We start from the raw sequence: 25,444 nt of genomic DNA on the forward strand, positions 1-25,444 counted from the left end.
AAGCGCAGCCATAGCTCGTGCTATGGCGAGCATTTGCAACGACGAGCAGGGGCCTTTTGGCGTGATGAGCGGGCATGATCGAAATACTCTCAGCCTCTCAGGCAGGTTCTGCGAGGGCCGCCTCGATGTCTTTCTTCAAAGACTCGGGCGTGTCGGTCGGCGCGTAACGCTTGATCACGCGGCCGTCGCGTCCGACGAGGAACTTGGTGAAGTTCCATTTGATGGATTGGCTGCCAAGAAGTCCGGGCGCCTGCGAGGTGAGCCATTTCCACAGCGGGTGGGCCCGGGAGCCGTTCACCTCGACCTTGCTCATCATCGGAAAGCTCACGCCGTAATTTGTCGAGCAGAAGGCGGCGATTTCCTCGTTGCTTCCTGGGTCCTGGCCGCCGAACTCGTTGCTGGGGAAGCCCACGACAACGAAGCCCTGGTCGCGGTAAGAGTTCCACAGCCCTTCGAGCCCGTTGAATTGCGGGGTGAACCCGCACGCGCTCGCCGTATTGACGATCAGCAGTACCTTGCCGCGCTGTGTCGAAAGGTGAGCGGGTTTGCCCGCGATGGAGTGGGCTTCGAAGTCGTAGATGCTGCCGGCCATGGGTCATCCTTCGTTGAACGAACTTTGTCATGGTAAACGCGCCTGTTCCATAAATTCGACCTTGACCTTGGATGGCCCTGCGCGGACCATCGGCAGGCGCCTGCTTTTCCGGGCGACAGGCAGTTTGAGAGGATGAAAACAGCATGACTGCGCCGAACGCTGAACGCTATACCGTCGCACTGCAAGGCTTCAGTGATTTCGAGCGAAGTGCGCTCGCCTCGTTTTTCCGGCTGGCGGCACAGAGATCGCCGGCCTATGAGCAGGTCGACTACCTTGACCGTTGCGATTTCGTCATCGCAGATGCCGACCATCTCGAGGCCCTGCGATCGGTGGTCGACACCGGCCGTGTGCGCCAAACAGTCTTTGTCGGCGCGCACGCGCCACCGGGGGCGATGGCTTGGCTTGCGCGTCCGATCGACCCCGTGCAAATCCTTCGCCAACTCGATTCGCTCGTGGACCAGCGCCATTCGTCGCCCGGAGAGCTTCGGGCAGCAAGCGCCAACATGGACGATGAAGACGAGTTTTCCAGCCTGGGCGTGCAAGGCAGCGCGTCGTCGTTTGGCGTGTTCGATGCCAACGATTCGTTCTCCGGCCCCGATGTGCTCGTGTGCGAAGACAGTGCCATCGCGCGGCGCTTCATGCAGGTGCGGCTGCAGGAGTTCGGCTACCGCGTGAAACTCGCCACCGATGGCGAGGAAGCGATGGCGCTGCTGAAGCGGGAGCACTTCGCGCTGGCCTTCATCGACATCGTGCTCGGCCCGCCCTCGGGTTTGGACGGTCTGCAAATTTGCCAGCATGTGAAGCATCACCCCAGCTTCGCCGGTCGCGGGCCCAAGGTGATTCTCGTTTCCGGCCTGTCAGGCGCCACGGACCGGGTGCGCGGGTCTCTGGCTGGTTGCGACGCCTACCTCACCAAGCCCGTGGTGGCGGCCGAGTTGCTGCAGGCCCTGCGCACCCTGGACCCCGGGTTCGCGGCGCGCGATCCGGAGGCGAACCCCGCCCATCGGACAGGGAAGCGCAGGATGAAAGGGTCGTCGTAGCCGGAGTTGAAACCCGGGAATGTGCCTTCAGAGGCTTTCGCCGGCTACGAATGCGATGAGCCCGACGCCGCGAGCAATGCAGCGCCGATGATCAACCCGCCACCCATCGCGAGCGGAGCCGTCATCTGCCCTGCGCCAAGTGCGATCGCCGAGGCAGATGCGAACACCACCTCGCTCAGCATCACCACCGAGGTCACGTTCGCGGGCAACCTTGCGGCACCGAATTGCAGCGACAGGTTGCTGAAGATGAAGAGCCCGGCCAACACGAGTGCGATCGCCGCCCACGCCCCCGACAAAGCCGGTGGCCAGGGCGCCAGCCCCTTCAACGACAACACGCTTGCAAGCGTCGCTGACACGAGCGCGCCGCCGAGGAACATCGCAAGTGCCCGGCCTTCCTCTGGCCGCGCCGCCTCGCGACGCAGCATCACGTTGTTGAGCGAGAAGGAAAATCCCCCTGCCAGCCCCAGCCAGTCAGGCAGGGCATGTGGCATCGGCAGCGCATCCATCGACAGGCCGCGCCCCTCGGGCCACAGCACGATCGCCGCGCCCGCCAGGGCGCAGACCACGCGGATTCCCGCCGACTGCGTCAGTGCTTCATGCAGGATGAGCCGGGCCAGCAGCGCCGTCCACAGCGGCATCAGATAGAACAGCAGCACGACTCGCACCACGTCGCCGATCACCACGCCCCAATTGAAGGCGGCATTGGTGCATCCCGCGGCCAGCATCAGGATCCAGAGCGTCGGCATCGTGGCCACCTGCACAAAGGCGAGGGGCCGGACCACGCCGATCACCACAACCGCCAGCAGGAAGACGAATGCCGTGGCCCAAAGCGGATGCAGCCCATGTGCTTCAAGTTGACGAAAGGGCCACCAGGACGCCCCCCACACGAGGGCGTTGAATATGAGGGCGAGAACGGGGAGAAGGGGCGGGGATTTCGGCACCGCGCGATTGTCCACTCGAGCAAAGTCCCCATGCACCCGGCCCTGCCCGACACAACAGGGCCGAGCGGCGACGGGGGTCAATGAGATTCACCTCACCAGCAAGGGATATCGCAAAGTGGGTGTGTCCTGGACGGCCGCCATTGAGGCCGTATTGCGCCTAGACGCACCCGCTGCGGAGGATTCGAAGAGCAAGGTGACAACTGCGCAGCCGGCCTGAATCCGCTTCGCAGCGGGGGCAGCACTCTCAGTGCCTGTCGTGCCGGGCAAGCGCGATCAGGTGGTCGACCTCCGCCTTGTGATGGATGCAGTTGTTGCGGTGCCAGCGGCCGATCAGCCACATGATGGATGCGACCGCCAGACCGAAGATCGTGATGGCCCCGAAGGCCGACATGCCGAACTTGGTCAGGCCGGTGTAGAAGGCGCCCAGTCCCAGGATGCAGGCCTGTTCGTTGAAGTTTTGCACCGCGATCGAGCGGCCCGCGCCCATCAGGTTGTGGCCGCGATGCTGCAGCAGCGCATTCATCGGTACCACCATGAAGCCACCGATGGCGCCCAGTACCACGAGAAAGGGGGCGGCCACCCAGACCTTGGTGATGAAATTCATCGCGATCACGAGCACGCCCATCGCGATGCCCAGTGGAATCACGCTCGTGGCCTGATCTAGCCGCATGCGAACCGAGGCCATCACAGCGCCGACAGCAGTTCCGAGCGCCACGACACCCACCAGCGATGACGCCTCCGTGGTCGCATAGCCCAGTGCTGCCAAAGCCCAGGCCAGCACGATGTAGCGCAGGTTGCCCGAGACACCCCAGAACAGTGTGGTCGTGGCCAGCGAAATCTGGCCGAGCTTGTCGTTCCACAGCCGAGCGTTGCAGTTGGAAAAGTCGCGAATCAGGGCGCCGGCACTGTGCGCGAGCGGTTGCAGCGGCGCATCGGTGCGCGGAATCTTGAGGTTGAACGCCGCGGCGATCACGTACAGCGCCATCAGCGAGGCGATCGCCGCTTCGGGCGGCGTGTTGATGCCTGTATCGACGAAGGGCAGGTCGAAAGACAAGAGGCGCGAGGCAATGACGCGACCGACCAGCTGGCCGCCCAGCAGCACCCCGAGGATGATCGAGCCGATGGTGAGGCCTTCGATCCAGCCGTTGGCCTTGACGAGTTGCGAGTTGGGCAGGAGTTCGGTGAGGATGCCGTACTTGGCTGGCGAATAGGCCGCGGCACCAAGGCCCACGATGGCGTACGACAGCAGTGGGTGCGTGCCGAAGAGCATCATCAGGCAGCCTGCCACCTTGATCAGGTTCGAGAAGAACATGACCTTGCCCTTTGGCACGGCGTCAGCGAATGCGCCGACGAAGGGCGCGAGGATCACGTAGAAAAGGGCGAACATGGGCACGAGCGCCGCCCGTTGCCATTCTGGCTGCCCTGACGTCTTCAGCAATTCAACCGCAGCGACGAACAATGCGTTGTCGGCCAGCGAGCTGAAAAACTGCGCCGACATGATGGTGTAGAAGCCTTTTTTCATTCGCCCGAAGCGTTGTGCCTCTGTCCCGCATTGACTCCCGGCCGCACCCGCAAAACCAACTTCAACTGCCACTTCAACTGGACTTCTCCCGGGTCGGGGTGTGTCTCCCCGCGGCGCGGGTTATAGCATGAGGGTCATTGCGATTGCCTGACCACCCCGCCTTGCATCTGCGAGTGCGGCAGAATTCGCACATTCATTTTTCACTGTCGCGCGCTCCTCCCATGCCCCGTCCGATCGAAGCTTTGATCCACACCGACGCACTCGCGCACAACCTCGCCCGCGCCCGGCGCGCTGCACCCGACGCAAAGGTATGGGCCGTTGTGAAAGCAAATGCCTACGGCCATGGAATCGAGCGTGCCTACGCCGGCCTGCAAGGCGCGGACGGCTTTGCGATGCTCGACATCGCCGAAGCCGAACGGGTGCGTGCACTTGACTGGCGCGGCCCCATTCTTCTGCTCGAGGGCTGCTTCGACGCACGCGACCTCGAGATCTGCTCGCGGCTGCACCTGTGGCACACCATCCACCGCGAAGAGCAGATCGACTGGCTCGCGGCGCACAAGACCCAGCATCAGCACCAGGTCTTTCTCAAGCTCAACAGCGGAATGAACCGGCTCGGTTTCAGTGCGGCCGCTTTTCGCGCGGCGTGGCTGCGACTGTCGGGTTTGACGCAGGTCGACAGCATCACGCTCATGACCCATTACTCGGATGCGGATGGTGCTCGCGGCGTGCAGCAGGCCACGGCCGCGTTTGAAGAAGCCACACGAGACCTGCCGGGCGAACGGTCGCTGGCGAACAGCGCGGCGACCCTGCGCTTTGCGGGCGAATCGGCTTCGGTGCGCGGCGACTGGGTGCGCCCGGGCATCATGGTCTACGGCTCGGCGCCCGACTACCCGGCGCACGACATTGCGCACTGGGACCTGCAGCCGACGATGACCCTGCAGGCCGAGATCATCTCCATCCAGGAACTGCAGGCGGGGGCGACCGTAGGCTATGGCAGCACCTTCACCGCCGACCGCCCGATGCGCATCGGCGTGGTCGCCTGCGGATACGCCGACGGTTATCCGCGGCTCGCTCCGACGGGCACGCCCGTGCTGGTCGACGGCGTGCGGGCGCGCATGACAGGCCGGGTGTCGATGGACATGGTGACTGTCGATCTCTCATCGGTGCCCGACGCGAAGATCGGGAGCATGGTGACCTTGTGGGGGCGGGGGCCGAACGGCAGTGTCCTGCCAATCGACGAGGTGGCGCATGCAGCGGGGACTGTCGGGTATGAATTGATGTGCGCATTGGCGATGCGGGTTCCGACCCGAGCGGTATCGTCGGGATGAACGTCACCGTCGACCCTGCCGAAGTCGAGGTCACCGCGATTCGGGCACAGGGTGCCGGCGGACAAAACGTCAACAAGGTGTCGAGCGCAGTGCATCTGCGTTTTGACATCGTTGCATCTTCCTTGCCCGATGCGGTCAAAGAACGCCTGCTCGCGACCCGCGATCAGCGAATCACCGGCGAAGGCGTGGTCGTGATCAAGGCGCAGACGCACCGCAGCCAGGACATGAACCGTGCCGAGGCGCTGGCCCGGTTGCAACAGATGGTCGATGCGGTTGCCATCCCGCCACGACCGCGCAAGGCGACGAAGCCGAGTTACGGCGCAAAGATGCGGCGGCTCGAAGGCAAGGTCCGCCGCGGCAACGTGAAAGCGCTGCGCGGCAAGCCGGACTTGTAGCCGGGATCTCGCACGGGCTACGTGACAATGCCCGCATGGCCAAAGAGAAATCGATTTTTACCTGTACCGAATGCGGCGGCACCTCGCCGAAATGGCTGGGCAAATGCCCGAGTTGCGGGGCCTGGAACACGCTGGTCGAATCCGTCGCTGAGGCGCCGTCCAAGAATAGATATCAATCGACCAAGAACGGCTTGAACGCCAGCCAGCCGGTGGCGACCTTGTCGGAAATCGAGGCTTCCGACGTGGACCGGCAACCTACCGGCATCGATGAACTCGATCGGGTGCTGGGTGGCGGCATCGTCGCAGGTGGCGTGGTGCTGATCGGCGGCGATCCGGGCATCGGCAAGTCGACCTTGTTGCTGCAGGCGCTCGATTCACTGTCGCGCAACCTGCCCACGCTGTACGTCACCGGCGAAGAATCGGGCGCGCAGGTGGCTCTGCGCTCGCGCCGGCTCGGCCTCGACGGGTCGAGGGTGAGGGTGCTCGCCGAGATCAATCTCGAAAAAATCACCGCCACCATCGACATCGAACAACCGTCCGTGTGCGTGATCGATTCCATTCAGACCGTCTACAGTGAGGAATTGAGTTCCGCGCCTGGCTCGGTCGCGCAGGTGCGCGAATGCGCGGCGCAGTTGACGCGCACGGCCAAGAGCAGCGGCACAACCATCGTGCTGGTGGGCCATGTGACAAAGGAAGGCGCGCTGGCCGGCCCGCGCGTGCTGGAGCACATCGTCGACACGGTGCTGTACTTCGAAGGCGACACGCATTCGAGCTTCCGCCTCGTACGCGCGATCAAGAACCGCTTCTGCGCAGTGAATGAGATCGGCGTGTTTGCGATGACCGAGAGGGGATTGAAGGGCGTCGCAAATCCGAGCGCGATATTTCTGTCAACGCATGGCGATCCGGTGGCCGGGTCCTGTGTGCTCGTCACGCTGGAGGGAACGCGGCCGATGCTCGTGGAAATCCAGGCGCTCGTCGACAGTGGCGGTCCGAGTCCGCGGCGGCTCAGCGTGGGCCTGGAACGCGATCGTCTCGCGATGATGCTGGCGGTGCTGCATCGTCATGCGGGCATGGCCTGCTTTGATCAGGATGTCTTCGTGAATGCAGTGGGCGGCGTGCGTATCAGTGAGCCTGCGGCCGATCTGGCGGTGATGCTCGCAATTCAAAGCAGCCTGCGCGGCAAGCCCCTGCCGCGCGGCTTCATCGCCTTCGGCGAAGTCGGCCTCGCTGGTGAAATACGGCCAGCGCCGCGGGGTCAGGAACGCCTGAAGGAGGCTGCTAAGCTGGGCTTCAGCGTGGCGGTCGTGCCCAAGGCCAATGCACCGAAGAAGCCCATCGAAGGGCTCACCATTCATCCTGTGGAGCGCATTGAAGAAGCCATCGACCTGGTCAGGAGTCTTTGAAGGAGGCGAGCATGAAGATCGCAGCCATTTCCGACATCCACGGCAACCTTCCCGCGCTGGAAGCAGTGCTGGCGGACATCGAGACGCAGGCGGTGGATGCGACCGTGAACCTGGGCGACATCCTGTCCGGGCCCTTGTGGATCGCGGAGACCGCGGACCGCCTGATGGCCTTGAAACTGCCAACGATCAGCGGCAATCACGAGCGGCAGGTGCTGACTGTCCCGCCCGACAAGATGGGTGCATCGGATGCCCATGCTGCGGCGCGAGTGAACTCATCGCATCGTGCGTGGATGAGTTCCCTGCCGGCGACGCTGCAGTTGACTGGCGAAGTCTTCTGCTGCCACGGCACGCCGACCAGCGACCTTGTCTACTTCCTGGAAACTGTGACGCCTGATTGCGGCGAGGCGGGCGTTCGCCGCGCGACGCTTTCGGAAGCGACCGAACGTGCGGGCTCGGCGATGCGGGGTGTCGCCCATGGCGTGATCCTGTGCGGCCACACGCATGTGCCGCGAGTGATGCGGCTTGCCGACGGTCGGCTGGTCGTCAATCCCGGTAGCGTAGGCCTGCAGGCCTACGACGATGATCATCCGCATGTTCATCTCGTCGAGAACGGCTCGCCGCATTCGCGATACGCCATCCTCACCCGGCTTGCCGCAGGTTGGCAGGTGGAGTTGCGAAACGTTCCATATGACCACGAGCAAGTCGCGCAATTCGCCGAAGCGAACGCCCGGCCCGACTGGGCAGATGCCTTGCGCACGGGTTTCGTTGGTCGCCGGGAAACGAGCGTTGCTCCCCTTTCCTCTGGGCCCTCTGCGGGAGGGCTGGAATGAGAGGCATGATCGAAAAACTCTCAGCCTCTGGGGGGCGACGGCGGTGGATTGCAAAGGACTTGAATTTCGACGGCCGTCCCCATGGGAAAGGGGCATGAATGGCGTTTTCGCTGTGGGGGGCGCGGGTGTGGGAACTCCGCACTCAAGCCTGCTTTTCCACCCATACCATCCCCCAATGAACCCAATTCTCGGATGGTCCCTCGCGGCCCTCGTCGTCGCGACGGCTTGGCAGACCTATGGCTGGCAAGGCGCGGTCTTTGCGGTCTCGCTCGTGGTGTTCTGGCTGGTGCTGCAGTTCAACCGGTCCATCCGCGTCATGAAGAACGCGTCCAGCGCGCCGGTCGGCCATGTGCCAAATGCAGTGATGTTCAACGCCAAGCTCAAGCAGGGTGTTCCGTTGCTGCAGGTGATCACCCTCACCAAGAGCCTGGGCCAGAAGGTGTCAGGCAAGCCAGAGACTTTGCGCTGGACGGATGAAGGAGGGGCTCCAGCGTGACCCTTGTTTTCGACGACAAAGGCCGTTTGAAGTCCTGGGCTTTGGACCGTCCGGTGGAAGACTGCCCCGCGCCGTAAAATCGCCCGCTTCGGAATTAAGTAGGGGCACGCCATGTCGATGGCAGACCGCGACGGCAAGATCTGGATTGATGGCGAACTCGTCGACTGGCGAGACGCGAAGATCCACGTACTGAGTCACACATTGCACTACGGCTGCGGCGCCTTCGAAGGTGTTCGGGCCTACAACACCGCTCAAGGCACGGCCATCTTCCGGCTGCGCGAACACACTGAGCGCCTCTTCAACAGCGCCAAAATCCTGCGCATGAAGATTCCCTTCTCGTTCGAAGAGGTCTTCGAAGCGCAGCGCACGGTGGTCCGCGAGAACAAGCTCGAAAGCTGCTATCTGCGCCCGCTGACCTGGATCGGGTCTGAGAAGCTGGGCGTGAGCCCCAAGGGCAACAAGATCCACCTGATGGTCGCCGCCTGGGCCTGGGGTGCATACCTCGGCGAAGAAGGTCTCAAGCGCGGCATCCGCGTCAAGACTTCAAGCTTCACCCGCCATCACGTCAACATCACGATGACGCAGGCCAAGGCGGTGAGCAACTACACCAACTCCATCCTCGCCAACATGGAGGCCACGGACGACGGATACGACGAAGCTCTGCTGCTCGACACCTCCGGATTCGTGAGCGAAGGCGCGGGCGAGAACCTCTTCGTGATCAAGAACGGCGTGGTGTACACGCCCGACCTGTCTGCAGGCGCATTGAACGGCATCACCCGCAACACCATCTTCGCGATCTGTGAAGACCTGGGGCTGAAGATCGTCGAAAAGCGGATCACCCGCGACGAGGTCTACATCTGCGACGAGGCCTTCTTCACCGGCACGGCCGCCGAAGTGACGCCGATCCGCGAACTCGATCGCATCGAACTCGGCAAGGGTTCACGCGGGCCGATCACCGAGAAGATCCAGAGTGCGTTCTTCGACATCGTGAATGGGCGCAACCCGAAATACGCTGAGTGGCTGACGAAGGTAGCTGCCTGAAGCGAGGGGCTCCCTTTAGGGGATCGACCAGCAAAGCGGCGCTTTCGGCCGACAAGGAATCAAGCATGAGCGACAAGCAAGCTGTGGTCGAAGTGACCGCCAAGGACCTGCAAGGCCACGGTGCGGTCTTCTGCCCCAACCCGAAGATGCCGCTGTGGAGCGGCCATCCGAAGGTGTTCATCGACGTGGCCAGCACGGGCGAAGGCAAGTGCCCGTACTGCGGCACGGTCTACAAGCTCAAGGCCGGAGAAATCCTGAGCCACGCGCACTGAGAGTGCTGAGAGTATTTCGATCATGCCCGCTCATCACGCCAAAAGACGCCTGCTCGTCGTTGCAAATGCTCGCCATAGCACCAGCTATGACTGCGCTTTGCGCCTGGATCAGGCGCCTTTTGACGCGCTGCTCGGACATGCTCGAAAAACTCTCAGCCTCTGACGTGACGGAGTCGCGCAGCAGGCTTGCATCATGACGCGGTCGCTGGTCATCGCGCCGCAATGGATCGGCGACGCGGTGATGAGCGAACCGCTGATGGCGAGGCTGGCCGCACGGGGTGAAAAGATCGTTGTCGCGGCCCTGCCGTGGGTGGCGCCGGTGTATGCGGCCATGCCTAAGGTGCGCGACGTGATCGAGCTTCCGTTTGCGCACGGCCGGCTCGATTGGGTGGCGCGGCGTCGCATCGCCGGGGAGCTCAAGGGGCGGTTCGACGCAGCCTATGTGTTGCCGAACTCGATCAAGTCGGCCCTGATCCCCTTCCTCGCGCGCATTCCGAAACGCGTGGGCTATCGCGGCGAAGGTCGCGTCATCCTGCTCAACGAGCGTTTGCCGAACCCCGTGGGTCACCCGCCCATGGTGGCCTTCTACAGCGCGCTGGCCGCTCCCCTCGCGGGAGAGATCCGGGGTGAGGGGACTCCACCTGCGCCCAGGCTCCACTTCGACGACGCCACGCTCGCGACCGCCACATCAAACGTCCATCTCCAACGCAGCCATTTCTTCGTCTTCGCTCCCGGCGCCGAATACGGTCCCGCCAAGTGCTGGCCCGCTGGCCACTACGCCGAACTGGCGCGATTGCTGCACGCGAAGCACGCCATGCCCATCGTCCTCCTGGGTTCCAAGAAGGAAGCCGAACTGTGCGAATCCATCTCACGCATGGCGCCTGGCGCATGCATGGTGATGGCCGGCAAGACTTCGCTGAAAGATGCGATGTCGCTGATCGCCGCATCGCGCGGCGTCGCGAGCAACGACTCGGGCCTGATGCACGTCGCGGCCGCTTTCGGCTTGCCACAAGTGGCGGTGTTCGGATCGACCAGCCCCGAGCACACGCCCCCGCTCAACGCGAAGGCGAAGGTGCTGTGGTTGAAGGAAGAGCTCGGGCTTGAATGCTCACCGTGTTTCGAGCGGACATGTCGCTTCGGTCACACACGCTGTTTGGTTGAGATTGCGCCGGACCGTGTCGCTGCGGCCCTGGAGGAGACGCTACGGTTCGCAGGCTAGATCTTCAGATCTGCAGCTTCCCTGCCCACAACACGGGCCCTGTCGGAGTTCCCGTCGGCGACCCACCCGCAGGCTCGAGGCTCACTGCCAGCGCAGCCGTGTCTTCGAGTACCTTGCCCTTCTTCACGATGGTCGTGCCACTCGCCGAGATCAACCCGAGCGAACGCGGCGTACCCTTGCCCGGGACCGCCCACAGTTCCAGCGCCCGATCGGCCTGCACGCTCACGTTGGTAAGCGGCTTGGTGACCATCGCGCGGCCATCGGCGCTGATGCTCGCGACGAAGGCCGCAGGCGCGATCGATCCACCGGCTGATGCGCCAGTCGCGCTCAGCACCACCACGACTGGCGGTTGCACCGACCCCGGAATGGTGACCAGCACCGCCAGACACAATGCAGCAGCGCTCGCCAACCCCGCGAGACCACGCCACAACGCGATCTGACTCCACCACCCGGTGCGAATCGGCGCCGCAGGCTTGGCCGCCGCTGCGCCGATACGCGCCTCGATGCGTTGCCACACCTGGGCCGGCGGCTTTTCCGGCACCACGCTCACGGTCAAGGGAATCAGCCGCTCCTGCCAGTCGCGCGCACCGCGCCTCGCAGGTTCGGATGCGCTGGCAGCAGACGTTCGAATCGACGACGCGCACGCTCGCGCAGTGTGCCGGTCACATAGTCGGCAGCGCGCGTCGACAGGGGCTGCAGGGCGCTCCGTACAATTGCGCCATGCCCGCCTCCAACGAGTTCGTCCTCACACTGTCGTGCCCCGATACCAAGGGGATCGTCTACGCAGTGTCGGGTCTTCTCTACCAGGCCGGCTGCAACATCGTCGACTCACAGCAGTTCAGCGATGTGCAGTCCGAGGGTGGAACGGGCTTGTTCTTCATGCGGGTGCACTTCGAAGCGCCGCCGCACTTGGCCGCACCCGGTGTCATCGATCAGTTGTTCACCAATGTCCGCCAGCAGTTCGGCATGGACGCAAGCTTTCATTCGCTGGCACGCAAGCCCAGGCTGGTGCTCATGGTGAGCAAGCACGGGCACTGCCTGAACGACCTCGCATTTCGTGCGCATTCGGGGCAGCTCGATGTGGAGATCGCGGGCATCGTGTCCAACCATCCCGACTTCGCAGAGCTTGCGGCGAGTTATCGCATTCCTTTTTACCACCTGCCCCTGGCTGCCGGCGCATCCGCCGAAGAGAAGCGCGAGCAGGAAAAGCAGCTTGAGGCGCTGGTGGCGAACGAGCAGGTCGATCTTGTCGTGCTCGCGCGCTACATGCAGATCCTGAGCCCGGAGCTTTGTGCTTTCCTGAAAGGCCGGGCGATCAACATCCATCACAGTTTTCTGCCGAGCTTCAAGGGCGCCAAGCCTTACTACCAAGCCCATGATCGTGGGGTGAAGCTGATCGGTGCGACTGCACACTACGTGACGGCAGATCTGGACGAAGGGCCGATCATCGAGCAGGATGTCGAGCGCGTAGACCATTCGCTCGGGCCTGACGAAATCACGGCCGTCGGCCGTGACGTGGAAAGCGTCGTGCTCGCACGGGCGGTGCGCTGGCATGTCGAGCACCGTGTGCTGATGAACGGCTACAAGACGGTCGTTTTCGCCTGAAATGTCGCCCCCGAGCCTCTGAGGTGAGCAAATGTCACGTGTCAAACCCCCGCCGGTGGTTCTCGGAAATCCCGACGAAATCGAATCGCAGTTCTACGAGGCGCTGCAGCGCGGCGACATCGAGAAGCTGATGTCGGTGTGGTCGGACGATGACGACATCGCGTGCGTGCATCCCGGCGGACCTCGGCTCATCGGCCCTGAGGCGATTCGAGCGAGCTTCGAGTCCATCTTCGGCAACGGTGTCGTGAACGTGCAGCCCGAGAAGGTCCGCCGCGTGCTCGGCCACTCCAGCGCCGTTCACAGCGTGCTGGAACGCGTCGAGGTGATGAGCCCGGACGGCCCGCAATCAGCCTGGGTCATCGCGACCAATGTGTACGTCAAGGGTGCGCAGGGCTGGCGCATGGTCGTTCATCACGCGAGTCCCGGCACGTCCCAGGAGCATCAGGAAATCATAGAGATGGCCTCCACGCTGCATTGATGGACAGCAGATACCGAGCGCCGTGGTGGTTGCCAGGGGGCAATTTACAGACGATCTGGCCGGCCTTGTTTGCGAAGCGCTTCGTAGGCGCGGCGCCGATCTTTGCGCGGGAGCGCTGGTCCACGCCAGACGAGGATTTCATCGACGTCGACTGGCTGCAAAGCGCGGCAGGGGCCGACACCGCCGCGCCGATGCTCGTGCTCTTTCATGGACTCGAAGGTTCATCCGGAAGCCACTATTCGCAGGCTTTCGCGCACTGGGCGCGAACGAACGGCTGGCGATTTGCTGTGCCGCACTTTCGTGGTTGCTCGGGCGAATTGAACCTGGCGCCTCGGGCCTATCACTCAGGTGATTTCGAGGAGATCGGCTGGATCCTCTCGCAGATTCGCACGCGGCACGGTGGAACGATCGTGGCCGTTGGCATCTCGCTCGGAGGCAACGCCTTGCTGCGTTGGGCGCAGGAAGCTGGCGAATCCGCATCGAAGGCGGTGAGCGCGGTGGCGGCGGTGTGTTCTCCCATCGACCTCGCCGCCGGCGGGCGTGCCATTGGTCGCGGCTTCAATCGGCTGATCTATACACGGATGTTCCTGCGCACCATGATCCCCAAGGCGCTGCGCAAGCTGTCGCAGCACCCGGGCCTTTTCGATCGCAAGCGCCTGCTTGCCGCGCGTGACCTCTACGAATTCGACAACGTATTCACTGCACCTTTGCACGGCTACAAAAACACGGACGACTACTGGTCGCGCGGGTCGGCCAAGCCGCACCTGCACCGCATTCGCCTTCCGACGCTGGTGCTCAATGCACGCAACGATCCCTTCGTGCCGGCAGACTGCCTGCCATCTCAGGCCGATGCCGGCTCGCACGTCACGCTCTGGCATCCCGCTCACGGCGGGCATGTCGGATTCCCTTCAGGGCGATTCCCGGGCGATGTACTTGCGATGCCGCAAGGGGTGATGGCCTGGATGAAAGCCCATCTGTAGCACCATCGACTCCATGGATGACATCGTCAAGCAAGCACTCAAGAAGTGGCCCAACGTGCCGCACTGCTACGGCTGGCTCGCGCTAGACGCACGCGGCGATTGGTACATGCGCGACGACCGCGCGCAGGCGGCCGGGCCATTTCCGCGGGTCAAGGGCAGCCGTATCGAGCACAAGAAGCTGCGCGAATTCATCGAACGCAACTACGCGAGCGACGGGGCCGGGGCCTGGTTCTTCCAGAACGGACCGCAACGTGTCTATGTCGAATTGGAGGCTGCACCATGGGTGTGGCGGCTGGCCGGTGTCGATGCATGGGAAATGACGGTCACGAGTCATACCGGCCAGACCGCGCAGGTCGAAAGCGTGTGGCTGGATGAGCGGGGGCGGGTGTTCCTCGGCACGGACATCGGGCCCGGGAACGTTCACACACTGGACATGGAAATGGCCGCCGCTGCCGTCGAGGTGGGGGTGTGGACGCCGGTCGAGACGCAATTTGCGGAGATGCCAATGCGCTTCAGCTATTGCTTGAGTCCCGCGGCAAGCCACGTGGGAGTGCATTCGCAGCCAGGATGAAACCCGGGTGATTCTTTCGCGAATGTCGAACCTGGTTCTACCCAACTGCCAAAAAAAGCCGACCCTCAGGTCGGCTTTTTTGTCTGACAGAGAACGCGCGTCGAAGACTTACTTCGCCTGGCTCACCATGTAGCTCACGACCGCCTTGATATCGGCCTCGCTCGCATTCGAACCACCCTTGGGCGGCATCGCGCCCTTGCCTTTGATGGCGTTGGCCGTCAGACCGTCGACGCCTTGTGCCAGGCGAGCAGCCCAGGCGGCCTTGTCGCCGACCTTCGGCGCGTTGGCAACGCCAGTGGCGTGGCAGGCCGAGCAGGTTGTGGTGTAAAGCGCGGGGGCGGCGCCGGCCGGCGCTGCTTCGGTGGCGGCTGTCTGGGAGGTCGTTGCGGCAGCAGGTGCAGTAGCGGTTGCGACCGCAGCGGTATTCGCCGCACTGGCCGCCGCCGGACCGCTGCCAGCGGCTGCGCTGGCCGTCAGCTTCGGCTCTTCGAACTTCGCGCCGGCCTTGTTGACCATGTAGACCACCGCGCGGGCCACTTCGAGGTCGCTGAAGTCGCCGCCGCCCTGGGCAGGCATGGCGCCCTTGCCCTTGAGTGCATGCGATATCAGGGCCTCGACGCCCTGCGGCAGGCGTGGGCCCCAGGCAGTGGCGTCGCCGAACTTTGGTGCATTCAGATTGCCGGTTGCATGGCAGGTCACGCAGACTGCACCATAGACCTGCTCGCCCGATTTCATCGTGGACGGGTCGGAGAGATCCTTCACCTCGACGGAGCCCACCGGGCGAATGCGTTCGATGATGGCTTGCGGCTTCATGGCATCGCTGCCAGCCATGGGGCGCTTGTCGGCGCCGACGAAGCTCACGAGCAAGATGATGGCGATGATGGGAACGACAAAGGCAAAGAACACCGCGAGGATGAGTTGCTTGGGCGTCTTGATGGGGCCTTCGTGTGGGCCTTCGTGATGGTGTTTGGCGTCGCTCATGGAGTCCTCGACTGCGTGTAGATCGATGCGCGCCAGACGGGCGGTCGGGCTACGCAAAACCCGTCGATTATAAAGGGCGCGTTCTTCGCGAAGACTGACGCGACCGAAGGCCCCAGCCGAATGCGATAATCCGTGGTTCGCGCCCGTAGCTCAATGGATAGAGTACTGCCCTCCGAAGGCAGGGGTTGCTGGTTCGATCCCAGCCGGGCGCGCCACCCGATTGCCTTTCTTTGAAGCCCCTGACACTCCGTCGAGGTTGTGTTTTCGCGCAAGCGTCCGTCCGGATAGGATCGTGCCCCTGCCGGAGGAGATATGAGCATGAGCGAACGCGATTGCTTCCAGCCGAGCAACATCACGCCCAGCGACGAGCAGGTCGCTATTCAGATGTCGCTCTTGCCCACGATGCTTGTCCAGGCGAACGCCGGGGCCGGCAAGACAACGACGCTGGCGTTGCGTATCGCGCAAGCGTTGCACTCTGGCGTCGTTCCTGCAGGGATCCTGGTACTGACCTTCACCGACGCGGCTTGCGTTGCCATGCGGCAGGCTTTGGTCAAGATTGGCCTTTCCCGCGCAACTGTCAGCGCGCTCAAGATACAAACGTTCGACGGGTTCTCGGCTGCCGTCCTTCTTAGCCTCGAAAAAGGCAAGGTGCCATTCAGAAAGACTACGGAGGACGCTGCTGACGACGTCTACGACGTGCTTGAAGATCTGGGAATGCAGGTCGACAGCGGCTTCGTGGAGCGCTTTCTCGCGGTGTCGCGCAAGCTCAAGGGGACCCTGGCCTGGGACTGTGCGATCTGGGATGGCGCTCGTGTCGACGATGAACTTGCGCACGCCTTGCAGCTGGAGCCAGAATTCCTGCAGATTTTCAAGCGTTACGAGAACCTGCGATATCCCTCTCGTGATGGCATCGATCGTCCGTTGTTCCGCTGCGAGTTCGACGCCACTTATGATCTGGCGCGCCAAATTGCCGACCCGGAACCGACGACCTTCGTGCATGAGTTTCCGGCCTGGCCGAAGCGACTGGCGCTGGTGCTTGTTGATGAGATGCACGATTTGAACCTGGCCATGTTCAAAATCCTGCGCGGCTTGCTGGACTCGACGGGGGCCCGCTTTTGCGGCGTGGGCGACTACGACCAGGTGATCCATGCCACCGCCGGTGCCGAGCGCCGCTTCATGAGCAAGGACATCGATCTTGGAGAGGGCCGGGGGGTGCGAGTATTCCCTTTGACCTCGACACGCCGATTCAATCGTCCGCTGGCGCTCATGGCCGGCAACCTTGCAGGGAAGCCGTACTCATCTGCTGCCGATCACATGACTGCGGTCGATTGCGCGTCGTACGACAGCAGCGGAGAAGATGGTGGCGAACAGCTGCTGATTCGCAAGTTGAATGACTGGAAGGCGTCAGGCCAGATGGCCGACGTTGCGATTCTCCTGCGTCACTCGTCGCAGTCGGTGGCGGTCGAGAATGCATTGCTGACGGGCGGATTCCGCTACAAGCTCCGCGGGTTCGAGAGCTACGTCATGCAACCCGAAGTACTGTTGGTTCGCGCGCTGCTTGCGGTCGCCACCGACGACTACGAACCGCTCGGGTCAAATGAAACCCGAGCCGAGCTTGTACGCGCGATCGTTTTCTTCTGCGACATCAAGCTCGGGTATGACGTCTCGGAGAAAGAGACGAGGCAGGAGCGCCTGGACTTCGCGATTCGCAATGTCTTGGCTGAAAAGAGCAATCTCCGCGCGTTCCTCGAGTTCCAGGTGCTGAACAAAGTGTCGCCGAAAGTGGCTGGCCGAATGAACAAGGCGATCGAGATCGCTCGAAACGCGAAACCAGATGCTCCATGGTTCGATGACTTCCTTGATGCCCTGGAGATCCGTCAATGGGTTCGACAAGTCTTCATCGAACGTCAGCGACAGGCTGACGCCCTCGCGTATTTCGATGGCCTCAAGCGAGCAGCGGCGCGAGCCAAGGGGCCCAAGACCTTCTTTGCGATGCTGCGCGATCCGGCCGCGAAGTTGGAGGGGGTTCTCAACGACAACACGCGTGCACAACTGGCAGCGATTGACCGCAAGAAGACGTTGACCATCGCTCGTGTCTCCGACGTCAAGGGTTTGGAATTCGAGCACGTCATCATGCCGTTCCTTGAGCATGGCGCGTTCCCTGCTGATCTGTCCAAAGACCTCGTCGAGGAGCGAAACCTGTTCTACGTGGGCATGACGAGAGCCCGATCGAGGCTGACCCTGTTGACGAGTGCTCAATCTCCCAGCGCGTACTTGCTCGCCACGGGCGTTCAGCTTGGTCAGTGATGCCTTCCGGGTACCGGAGCCTTGAGCCCCGGCGCGAACTGCTGATCGTACTGATTGAAAATTTCCTGCCCCTTCTGCCCCGGCATCTTTGTTGTTCGGGAAGACGCGATAGCTCATCAGCTTTGCTTGCGGCGCGACACCGCGCTTGCCGTTTGGACCCGTTCCACGGCTTGCAATGATGCCGGCGACGGACCGGTTGTCCCAGAGTCTGACTCGTCCGCCACGAATACTGCGCCACCTGCGATGTTCAAGTCCGGGTGTGTGTCGCTCAACGCCGGAATCAACGATGCCAACGACCACACCTTTCCCGGCGCCGAGCGGCCGATCTCCGTACAGAATTGCGAGGAAATCCGGCGCATTGGGATTCACGGGCTCCAACTGAAACTCGAGGCCGCTCTTGAGCGTGAGGCCTCTTTGCCCAATACCCCAGTAGCCTGGGGGGCCGTAAATGGCCAGAACCTCAACCTTCTTCGACGAGGTGCCAAGGTCCAGCCAAACCTCGCCCTGAGCGGTGGTTGTCGCGGCCTCTCGCCAACGCGTTGTGCAAAGTCGGAAAGCGCGATCACCGACGCTCCAGCGACTGGAAGGCCAGTTGCCCTGTCCACGCACTTCAACGTCATCTTCGGCGCAAGCAGAGAACCCGCCGCCATTGCGCGCGTCTGGACCTTGAGCTCAGGCCGCTTCGCCAAGCTGTACTTCACGCCAAGCACCGCGACGATGCCAGGGTTGGAAACGCGCAAGGCGCCTATCTCTTCCGCACCCATCTCTACCAGCTTGGGTCAGGTGTCCCTCATGGAATGGAGGACCTTCATGATCGGACGTCGCCGGCCAACCCGCGCAGTCAGCATCAATCGCGCCGATGCAGCCGTTGAGAACGCCTTGGACGAGCCGTCCACACCGCGCATTTCCTCTGATAGCAGCCCTCTAACGGGAAGCAAGACGAAGCGACTCGTGGTGGGCGTACGTGTTCTCGCGAGCGCGGACGCACTGCGCGACTAGGCAGCGTGGTGCCCGCTGTGCGTGCGGGACTACCGGCTTGAGCAGCGGGTTTCCCACACGCCGCTCTTGTGGGCCGTGAAGCTGGTCGAGCCGTGCACCAGTCATCGGGTCGCGTTGGTCTCGTCGTGCCGGAACTGCGACGCCTCGCTCGGTGTCCGATCGGGTCTTTCGCTTCCTGTTCGCGAACTGCCCGAGATGCATGGTGCCCCTCGACACGGCCCGCAATGGCGACGTGCAGCCGGAAACATTGGCCAACGCGAAACAACTGGCCGCAAGAGAAGCAGCTCCTGACATCGGCCGACCACCGATCCTCGGTCGAGCCAGGATGAAGGACCTCAGCCCCTAACCAGGAGTGCCCCGGGCGGGGCATTCCCCGGCGCCGGCCAGTTCTGTAGCGCCTGCCAGCTGGGTGGGTTCATCGCAACCTACGACACCGTCATGCGCGTATAGGCCAACGAAACCTCGCTGGACCTCGGCGGGGAAGCCCGGGCACACGGAGCGGTGCGCGCAGACGGTTTTGCTCGCTTTTACAGGTTTTTGCCTAGTCCTAGTCCTAGTCCAAGCGGCTTTGGCGCGGGCCACCAGCTGTCACACAAAGGAAAACGCCGCCAGCGCAATGCGGTGGCGGCGTTGAAGCAAAGTTTGGCCGGGAGTATTTCTACTTAACTCCGGCCATCTGGCCAAAGTCCCGTTCAAGGTGCAGCCAACCGAGAAACGGTTGGCCTTGAAGACTGGTGGCCAAGGGCGGAATCGAACCACCGACACGCGGATTTTCAATCCGCTGCTCTACCAACTGAGCTACTTGGCCGTGAGCCGACGATTCTAGCAGGACTTTACTGGACGACTTCCCCGCCCCTCCGCTCAGAGGCTGAGGGTTTTTCGATCATGCCCGCTCATCACGTCAAAAGACGTCTGCTCGTCGTTGCAAATGCTCGCCATAGCACGAGCATGGCTGTGCTTTGCGCCTAGATCAGGCACCTTTTGACGTACTGCTCGGACACGCTCGAAATACTCTCAGCCTCTCAGTTCGCCCCGCGCTTGTTCCGCGACAAGTCCACGCCGAGTTGCTTGAGCTTGCGGTACAGGTGCGTCCGCTCCAGCCCTGTCTTCTCCGCCACCCGCGTCATGCTCCCGTTTTCTTGCGCAAGATGAAACTCAAAGTAGCTTTTCTCGAAGGCATCCCGGGCCTCGCGCAGGGGCCGGTCCAGATCAAAGCTCTGCTCCGCCTGCGGTCCGAGCGCCAGAGGCGGCACGAAGGAGGCGCTCGGCAGGCCGCCCATCATCACGCTCTCTGCCGCGTAAATGTTCTCGGGGCGCATTCCGCCGATTCCACTGATTCCGCCGATGCCACTCATGACACCCATGCCGGGGTTCGACGCCGGCCGGGCGCTGGGCTTGGCCAAGCCCTGCTCCACCGCGCGCAGCAGCTTCTGCAGGGTGATGGGCTTTTCCAGGAAGGCCATGGCGCCGTGCTTTGTGGCCTCGACCGCGGTGTCGATGGTGCCGTGACCACTCATCATGATCACGGGCATGGTCAGCAGCCCACCGGCGCTCCATTCCTTGAGCAAGGAGATGCCGTCGACATCGGGCATCCAGATGTCCAGGAGGACGAGGTCCGGACGCAGACGCTCGCGGCAGGCGCGCGCCTGGGCGGCGTCTTCGGCGAGCTCGACGCTGTGACCTTCGTCAGTGAGGATTTCCGACAAGAGGGCGCGGATGCCCAGTTCATCGTCGACAACAAGAATGGTGGCCATGGACCCTTCGGTGCACTCAGTGCGCTGGTGCTTCCGCACCCGGCGCGGCGGCCTGCGACGCATTGGCGACGCTGTCGGCAGGCGCGAATTTCGAGAATGATAGCGAGACTTGCGCCCCCGCCACCGCCGGCTCATCCGAACCTCTTTCGGACCGCTTGGCACTGATGTTTGCCAGCCGCACCCGCGCCCCGTGTTCGTCGGCGATTTTCTTCACCACCGCGAGACCCAGGCCAGTGCCCTTGGACTTGGTGGTGACGTACGGTTCGAAGGCGCGCTTGAGCACTTTGTCTGCAAAGCCCGGGCCGTTGTCCACCACCTGCAGGCGCACCGCCCTCACGTCGCCCTGCTCCGTTCTGGCCACTTCGGTTCGCACCATCACCTCGCCATCCTTGCGGTCTGTCACGGCGTCGAGCGCGTTCTGCACGAGGTTGTGGATGACCTGCCTGAGCTGCGTGCTGTCGCCGATGATGGCGGGCAGGTCACCCGCGAGGTCGCAGTGCAGCACGCCGGCCTCCTGCGACGCTGCGTACAGCTGAAGAACCTCGCGCACGAGGTCATTGAGGTCCAGCGGGCTGAGTTGCGCCGCGGGCAGCCGGGCGTAATCACGGAACTCGTTGACCAGGGTCTTCATGGCTTGCACCTGGGCCACGATGGTCGCGACTGATCGCACAAGCATGGCCTGATCCGGACCTTCGAGCTTGGGTTCGAGCTTTTGCTGCATGCGCTCGGCCGACAGTTGGATCGGCGTGAGCGGGTTTTTGATTTCATGAGCGAGGCGGCGGGCCACTTCGCTCCAGGCGGCGCTGCGCTGGGCAGACACGACTTCGGTGATGTCGTCGAAGACCATCAGGCGTGCATGCTGGGGCATGGCGGCGCCTCGGACGAGCAAGGTCAGCGTGTCGCGGTCGCTGGCGGTTTGCAGATCGAAGGAGTCTTGCCACTGATCGCGTTCCCCGGCTTCAGGGCTGGCGTCGTGCAGATCGAAGCGCTGGCGGACGGCAGCTGCAAAGGTTTCGAGGCCGGGCACGTCTTCGAGGCGTTTGCCGCGGTACACCGACAGCGGCAAGCGCAGGATGCGCGTCGCGCCCGGGTTCACAGTGTCGATGTTGCCGTCTTTGTCGAACACGACGACGCCGGCGGTCAGGTTATCGAGAATGGTCTGCAGGTTGGACCGTGCACTCTCGACCTGCGTCACGCTTTTTTGCACCATCTCGCGCGCTTCGGAAAGCTGTTCGGTCATGTCGGCGAAGGACCTCGTCAGGCCGCCAAGTTCGTCGCGCGATGCGAAGACCGGCTTGGTGCTCAGATCGCCTTGCGCCACCTCGCGCACGCCTTGGGCCAGCAGGAGCAGCGGGCGGGCGAGTTGGTTGGACAAAGTCACCGCCAAGAGCAAAGCGCCGAACACGGCGAGGATCAGCGTCAGCGTGAGCGTGCCGATGTACATCTTGCGCAGGCCCTCTCGGCCCAGCGCTCGCTGCTGGTACTCCCGGTAGGCCGTTTGCACGGCCAGCGCATTGACGGCCAGTGCGGCAGGCAGTTGCTGCGTGACCATGAGGTAGCGGTCTTGCTGCGCGAGCACGAAGTTCGTGCTCGGGATGAAGGCCAATGCGCGGATGCGCGCGCCACCCGGCACGGCATCGTCTTCCAGGCCTTCGGTTTGACTCACGACGCGCGTGATGCGGGCATTGCGTAGAAGGATGGGCGACGGCCTGTCAGGCAGCAGCGACCCGGCCCCGCTGCCGGCGGACATGATGATCTGTCCCGAGGCACCGACGATGGCGATGTCTTGGGCAGAGAGCTGTTCGCGCAGGCGTTCGAGGGCCAGAGTCTGCACCTCGCGTTGGTCGGAAGGGCGGTCGGCCAGCCGCTCGGCCGCAAGCCGCGTCTTGTTGGCGAGGTCGTTCACCAGCGCATCAAGCGTGCCGCGGCCGAGGTTGAGGCCGGCGTCCAGGGCGCCCTCAACCTTCACGTCGAACCAGCTTTCAATGCTGCGCGAGACGAACTGGTAGCTCACCGTGTAGATCAGCACGCCGGGGATCACGCCCACCAGCGCGAAGATGGCCGTGAGCTTGAGCAGCATGCGGCTGCCGAACTTGCCTCGCTGCACCCGCACGAGCAGGCGCACGGCGGCAATGCCGATGACGAGGATGAGGAATCCCGCGACCGCCACGTTGACCCAGAACAGCCAGACGTAGTGGCGCTCGTAGAAGGCGCGATTGTTGGTCGCGATGGACAGCAGGAAGGACAGCACCAGCACCGCGCCGGTGATGGCAACCAGCGAGATGATCCAGGCCCAGCGGTTGGCTTTGGTCATGCGGATCTGGAGGGTTCTCGGAGGCCGCAGGCGCTGTCCATGAACCGAACGTGAGAAGGACAAAGTATTGCTCCCTCTCCCAGAGGGCCCCCTGGAAGAGGGTTGGGGTGAGGGCCGCGGCCGAGAATATGCAAGGTCTCGTTGCCTCCATCGCCATCGCCCTCACCCCCTCCCTCTGCCAGAGGGAGAGAGAGCAATACGGTGGCCCTGGCCACCAGGAATACCCTTCGGTTCCTGCGAAGGACGCGGTTCCTGGAGAGGGTTGGGGTGAGGGCTTGAGCGTTCACGGATCAATGGAATCGTTGAGTCTTCTCAACGAGGAGAGTCCATTCCGGTTGGCCGCCGATGCCGATTTGCATCGGCCGAGGCAGCAAGGTCGTGTCTAGCCGGTAGGTGAACTCGACGTAATGCCGTCCGTCGTCGATCTGATCTTTCTCGGCGATCTTCCAGCCGCTGACGCGCCGCACATTGACGAGCGCATCGTTCAGGCTATCGAAGTTCTGGTTCAGCCCGCCGAAGCTCACACGGTATTTGCGTGTCAACGGCTGGTAGGCCACGCGCCATACGCGCGACGCCTTGGTGATCCTCTTGTCGCGCCAGTACCAGCGGTCGCGAAAGACCTCGATCTCGGCCACGAAATACAGCGGCACCCCCTTGGAAAGCGCGTCTTCCACGCCACGCGGCAGGTCGAATCGGAGAGCGAAACTGAGGGACACGCCCTCGTCGTTGCGGACGATCTCGAATTCGGTGAACTCCGGCACCTCGGCGCGTGCCTGCATGGGCAACCACAGCGCCAACCAGGCGAATACGAGCGCGGCAAACCACATGCCCCAGCCCCTGCTCAGCGCACGAGGCCGGGAGCAGCGATCCGTTTCCAGGCGGTGCACTTCCAAGGCGGGCAATTCAGCGTTTTTGTAGGAGAGCGAAATAGAAGCCGTCGGGCGATGCGCCCAAGGCGGGCACTGATGCCTCTTGCCCATTGTCGGGCAGAGGCAGCAGGTGTCCGGGCGACGGGGGTTGGTTGATGAGACTAGCGTCCGCCTGGCGTTGCAAAAAAGCGTCGATCTGGTGCTGACCTTCGGCCTTGAAGACAGAGCAGGTGCAATAGAGCATGCGGCCGCCCGTGGCCAGGGTGGGCCAGAGGGCGTCGAGGAGCCGGGCCTGCGTTTCGGCGAGGGTGGTGATGTCACCGGGACGGCGCAGCCAGCGCACGTCCGGGTGACGACGGACGATGCCCGAGGCGCTGCAAGGGGCGTCGAGCAAGATGGCGTCGAAGGGTCGTTTGTCCCACCACGCGGCAGGGTCGCCCGCGTCTGCGCAGACGGTTCTGGCTTTCAGCGACAGGCGTGTCAGGGTGTCGTCGATGCGGGTGAGGCGTTCTGGGTCGCTGTCCAGTGCAACGACGTCGAGGTCGGCAAGCTCGAGGAGGTGGGCGGTCTTGCCGCCCGGGGCGGCACAGGCGTCGAGAACGTGGGCGTGGGCTGGCAATCCGCCGCTCAGAAGCAAGGGCGCGGCAGCCTGGGCGGCGGCGTCCTGGACGGAGGCGTCGCCCTGTGCGAAGCCCGGCAGGCGGGTCACGGGCACCGGGAGATCGAGGACAACGGTGTGGGTTCCAAAAGCTTTGGCGGTGATTCCCTCGTCCTGCAGGCGCTTCACATATGTCTCGGCGGTGCCGCGACGGGCGTTCACCCGAAGGGTCATCGGGGCGCGGTGATTGTTGGCTTCGAGCAGCGCCTGCCATTGATCAGGCCAATCGACCCGCAGCCGCTTGGCCCACCAGGCGGGATGGTTGTGGGCAGCCACCGGGTCGCGCTTTGCTGCCTCAATGATTGCATCGCGTTCGCGCAGGAAACGGCGTAGAACCGCGTTGACGAATGGCGCGCTGGCATTGTGGCGCTGGCGGGCGGCGGAGACGGCCTGGTCGACCAAGGTATGGGCGGGGTACGGCGCATCACCGCCGGGCCACAGGAGCGCCAAGGCCGAGAGAGCGAGCGCGTCAACCGGCGGCGGCGGCGCCTTCGGTGCGAGCCAAGCGCGGGCGGCCTGGGCGCTGCCAAGCCAGCGCAGGACGTGGAAGCTCAGGGCCTGCGTGCCGGGACGGGCATCGGGCGGGCACCTGGACAATGCGTCATTGAGCGAATGTCCAGCGCGGACGGCCTGGATGGCGTCTGCCGTGTGGGACAGGAGGCGGGCGAGAGGCAGAGATGGGATCGGGGCAGTCACTGGTGGCAGTCTAGGCCACGCCAACGCCCGGATGACACGCGCCAGGCAGGGGGCTCAGAGGCTGAGAGTATTTCGAGCGTGTCCGAGCAGCACGTCAAAAGGCGCCGGATCTAGGCGCAAAGCGCAGCCATAGCTCGTGCTATGGCGAGCATT

At 63.4% G+C, this 25,444-nt stretch carries 24 protein-coding genes, 2 tRNA genes and 1 pseudogene; 16 read left to right on the forward strand and 11 right to left on the reverse strand.

All coding sequences use genetic code 11. The annotated features are described in order from the left end of the window. Positions 1-97 precede the first annotated feature (97 nt). Positions 98-592: a glutathione peroxidase gene (locus AC30NL_RS10140; protein ID WP_489463879.1), complete on the reverse strand. Its 495-nt coding sequence runs from the start codon at positions 590-592 to the stop codon at positions 98-100. 143 nt (positions 593-735) lie between these two features. Here AC30NL_RS10140 and AC30NL_RS10145 point away from each other — a divergent pair, with 143 nt between their 5' ends. After that, positions 736-1,632, forward strand: coding sequence for a response regulator (locus tag AC30NL_RS10145; RefSeq protein WP_489463880.1), 897 nt, complete (start codon positions 736-738; stop codon positions 1,630-1,632). Positions 1,633-1,676: 44 nt separating this feature from the next. On the opposite strand, the gene AC30NL_RS10150 is transcribed toward AC30NL_RS10145, so the two are convergent. Next, on the reverse strand, positions 1,677-2,573 hold the full coding sequence (locus AC30NL_RS10150) for a DMT family transporter (protein ID WP_489463881.1): 897 nt from the start codon (positions 2,571-2,573) through the stop codon (positions 1,677-1,679). A gap of 244 nt (positions 2,574-2,817) precedes the next feature. Next, the gene (gene lplT / locus AC30NL_RS10155) at positions 2,818-4,095 is read right to left on the reverse strand and encodes a lysophospholipid transporter LplT (protein ID WP_489463882.1); all 1,278 of its coding nucleotides are present in this window, start codon (positions 4,093-4,095) and stop codon (positions 2,818-2,820) included. A 221-nt stretch (positions 4,096-4,316) separates the two neighbouring features. Between lplT and alr the strand changes: the two genes are divergently transcribed. From alr to waaF, 8 genes are all read left to right on the forward strand, one after another. Next, the gene (alr, locus tag AC30NL_RS10160; protein WP_489463883.1) at positions 4,317-5,423 is read left to right on the forward strand and encodes an alanine racemase; all 1,107 of its coding nucleotides are present in this window, start codon (positions 4,317-4,319) and stop codon (positions 5,421-5,423) included. Beyond that, positions 5,420-5,818, forward strand: a complete 399-nt coding sequence (gene arfB, locus AC30NL_RS10165) for an alternative ribosome rescue aminoacyl-tRNA hydrolase ArfB (protein ID WP_489463884.1) — start codon at positions 5,420-5,422, stop codon at positions 5,816-5,818. Before alr ends, arfB begins: the two co-directional genes overlap by 4 nt. A 35-nt stretch (positions 5,819-5,853) precedes the next feature. Next, positions 5,854-7,221 carry a DNA repair protein RadA gene (radA, locus tag AC30NL_RS10170; RefSeq protein WP_489463885.1) on the forward strand — a complete coding sequence of 456 codons (1,368 nt, stop codon included), beginning with the start codon at positions 5,854-5,856 and terminating at the stop codon, positions 7,219-7,221. A gap of 11 nt (positions 7,222-7,232) precedes the next feature. Further along, positions 7,233-8,051 (forward strand): metallophosphoesterase family protein, encoded by an 819-nt coding sequence (locus tag AC30NL_RS10175; protein WP_489463886.1) that lies wholly within the window; start codon positions 7,233-7,235, stop codon positions 8,049-8,051. Between the two features lie 175 nt (positions 8,052-8,226). After that, positions 8,227-8,547 carry a hypothetical protein gene (locus AC30NL_RS10180; protein WP_489463887.1) on the forward strand — a complete coding sequence of 107 codons (321 nt, stop codon included), beginning with the start codon at positions 8,227-8,229 and terminating at the stop codon, positions 8,545-8,547. A 111-nt stretch (positions 8,548-8,658) separates the two neighbouring features. Further along, positions 8,659-9,588, forward strand: coding sequence for a branched-chain amino acid transaminase (locus AC30NL_RS10185; RefSeq protein ID WP_489463888.1), 930 nt, complete (start codon positions 8,659-8,661; stop codon positions 9,586-9,588). Positions 9,589-9,653: 65 nt separating this feature from the next. After that, positions 9,654-9,860, forward strand: coding sequence for a zinc-finger domain-containing protein (locus AC30NL_RS10190; protein WP_489463889.1), 207 nt, complete (start codon positions 9,654-9,656; stop codon positions 9,858-9,860). A gap of 193 nt (positions 9,861-10,053) precedes the next feature. Then, a complete protein-coding gene (gene waaF, locus AC30NL_RS10195) occupies positions 10,054-11,079 on the forward strand; it encodes a lipopolysaccharide heptosyltransferase II (protein WP_489463890.1) in 1,026 nt (341 codons plus the stop codon). A 4-nt stretch (positions 11,080-11,083) separates the two neighbouring features. Here the strand turns inward: waaF and AC30NL_RS10200 are convergent, their stop codons facing one another. Then, on the reverse strand, positions 11,084-11,629 hold the full coding sequence (locus AC30NL_RS10200) for an anti-sigma factor (RefSeq protein ID WP_489463902.1): 546 nt from the start codon (positions 11,627-11,629) through the stop codon (positions 11,084-11,086). 170 nt (positions 11,630-11,799) lie between these two features. Here AC30NL_RS10200 and purU point away from each other — a divergent pair, with 170 nt between their 5' ends. Genes purU through AC30NL_RS10220 form a run of 4 tightly spaced genes read left to right on the forward strand, consistent with a single transcriptional unit; the run spans position 11,800 to position 14,713 of the window. Next, complete coding sequence (purU, locus tag AC30NL_RS10205; protein ID WP_489463891.1) at positions 11,800-12,684, forward strand: formyltetrahydrofolate deformylase; 885 nt, start codon at positions 11,800-11,802, stop codon at positions 12,682-12,684. Positions 12,685-12,715: 31 nt separating this feature from the next. Beyond that, positions 12,716-13,162 (forward strand): YybH family protein, encoded by a 447-nt coding sequence (locus AC30NL_RS10210; RefSeq protein WP_489463892.1) that lies wholly within the window; start codon positions 12,716-12,718, stop codon positions 13,160-13,162. After that, on the forward strand, positions 13,162-14,142 hold the full coding sequence (locus tag AC30NL_RS10215) for a YheT family hydrolase (protein ID WP_489463893.1): 981 nt from the start codon (positions 13,162-13,164) through the stop codon (positions 14,140-14,142). The genes AC30NL_RS10210 and AC30NL_RS10215 overlap by 1 nt, the downstream gene beginning before the upstream one ends. A gap of 13 nt (positions 14,143-14,155) precedes the next feature. Then, a complete protein-coding gene (locus AC30NL_RS10220) occupies positions 14,156-14,713 on the forward strand; it encodes a DUF2946 family protein (protein WP_489463894.1) in 558 nt (185 codons plus the stop codon). Positions 14,714-14,821: 108 nt separating this feature from the next. On the opposite strand, the gene AC30NL_RS10225 is transcribed toward AC30NL_RS10220, so the two are convergent. Further along, positions 14,822-15,694, reverse strand: a complete 873-nt coding sequence (locus AC30NL_RS10225; RefSeq protein ID WP_489463895.1) for a c-type cytochrome — start codon at positions 15,692-15,694, stop codon at positions 14,822-14,824. A gap of 139 nt (positions 15,695-15,833) precedes the next feature. Between AC30NL_RS10225 and AC30NL_RS10230 the strand changes: the two genes are divergently transcribed. Together AC30NL_RS10230 and AC30NL_RS10235 are read left to right on the forward strand one after the other, a co-directional pair. Next, a tRNA-Arg gene (locus AC30NL_RS10230) sits at positions 15,834-15,909 on the forward strand. A 103-nt stretch (positions 15,910-16,012) separates the two neighbouring features. Then, positions 16,013-18,001: a UvrD-helicase domain-containing protein gene (locus AC30NL_RS10235; protein ID WP_489463896.1), complete on the forward strand. Its 1,989-nt coding sequence runs from the start codon at positions 16,013-16,015 to the stop codon at positions 17,999-18,001. A 99-nt stretch (positions 18,002-18,100) separates the two neighbouring features. On the opposite strand, the pseudogene AC30NL_RS10240 reads toward AC30NL_RS10235, so the two are convergent. Beyond that, positions 18,101-18,301: pseudogene (locus AC30NL_RS10240) on the reverse strand (hypothetical protein); the annotation flags it as partial. On the opposite strand from AC30NL_RS10240, the gene AC30NL_RS10245 reads away from it, so the two are divergent. Further along, positions 18,245-19,000, forward strand: a complete 756-nt coding sequence (locus tag AC30NL_RS10245) for a hypothetical protein (protein ID WP_489463897.1) — start codon at positions 18,245-18,247, stop codon at positions 18,998-19,000. The pseudogene AC30NL_RS10240 and the gene AC30NL_RS10245 overlap by 57 nt on opposite strands. A gap of 732 nt (positions 19,001-19,732) precedes the next feature. Here the strand turns inward: AC30NL_RS10245 and AC30NL_RS10250 are convergent. The 5 genes from AC30NL_RS10250 to rsmB form a co-directional block, all read right to left on the reverse strand. Further along, positions 19,733-19,808, reverse strand: a tRNA-Phe gene (locus AC30NL_RS10250). A 214-nt stretch (positions 19,809-20,022) separates the two neighbouring features. Continuing rightward, the gene (locus AC30NL_RS10255) at positions 20,023-20,754 is read right to left on the reverse strand and encodes a response regulator (RefSeq protein WP_489463898.1); all 732 of its coding nucleotides are present in this window, start codon (positions 20,752-20,754) and stop codon (positions 20,023-20,025) included. 16 nt (positions 20,755-20,770) lie between these two features. Further along, complete coding sequence (locus AC30NL_RS10260; protein WP_489463899.1) at positions 20,771-23,068, reverse strand: sensor histidine kinase; 2,298 nt, start codon at positions 23,066-23,068, stop codon at positions 20,771-20,773. 290 nt (positions 23,069-23,358) lie between these two features. Next, positions 23,359-23,895, reverse strand: coding sequence for a DUF4390 domain-containing protein (locus tag AC30NL_RS10265; protein ID WP_489463900.1), 537 nt, complete (start codon positions 23,893-23,895; stop codon positions 23,359-23,361). Between the two features lie 76 nt (positions 23,896-23,971). Next, on the reverse strand, positions 23,972-25,291 hold the full coding sequence (gene rsmB, locus AC30NL_RS10270; RefSeq protein WP_489463901.1) for a 16S rRNA (cytosine(967)-C(5))-methyltransferase RsmB: 1,320 nt from the start codon (positions 25,289-25,291) through the stop codon (positions 23,972-23,974). Positions 25,292-25,444: the final 153 nt, after the last annotated feature.

The sequence above is a fragment of the Rhizobacter sp. genome, assembly GCA_021153565.1.
GTDB lineage: Bacteria > Pseudomonadota > Gammaproteobacteria > Burkholderiales > Burkholderiaceae_C > Albitalea.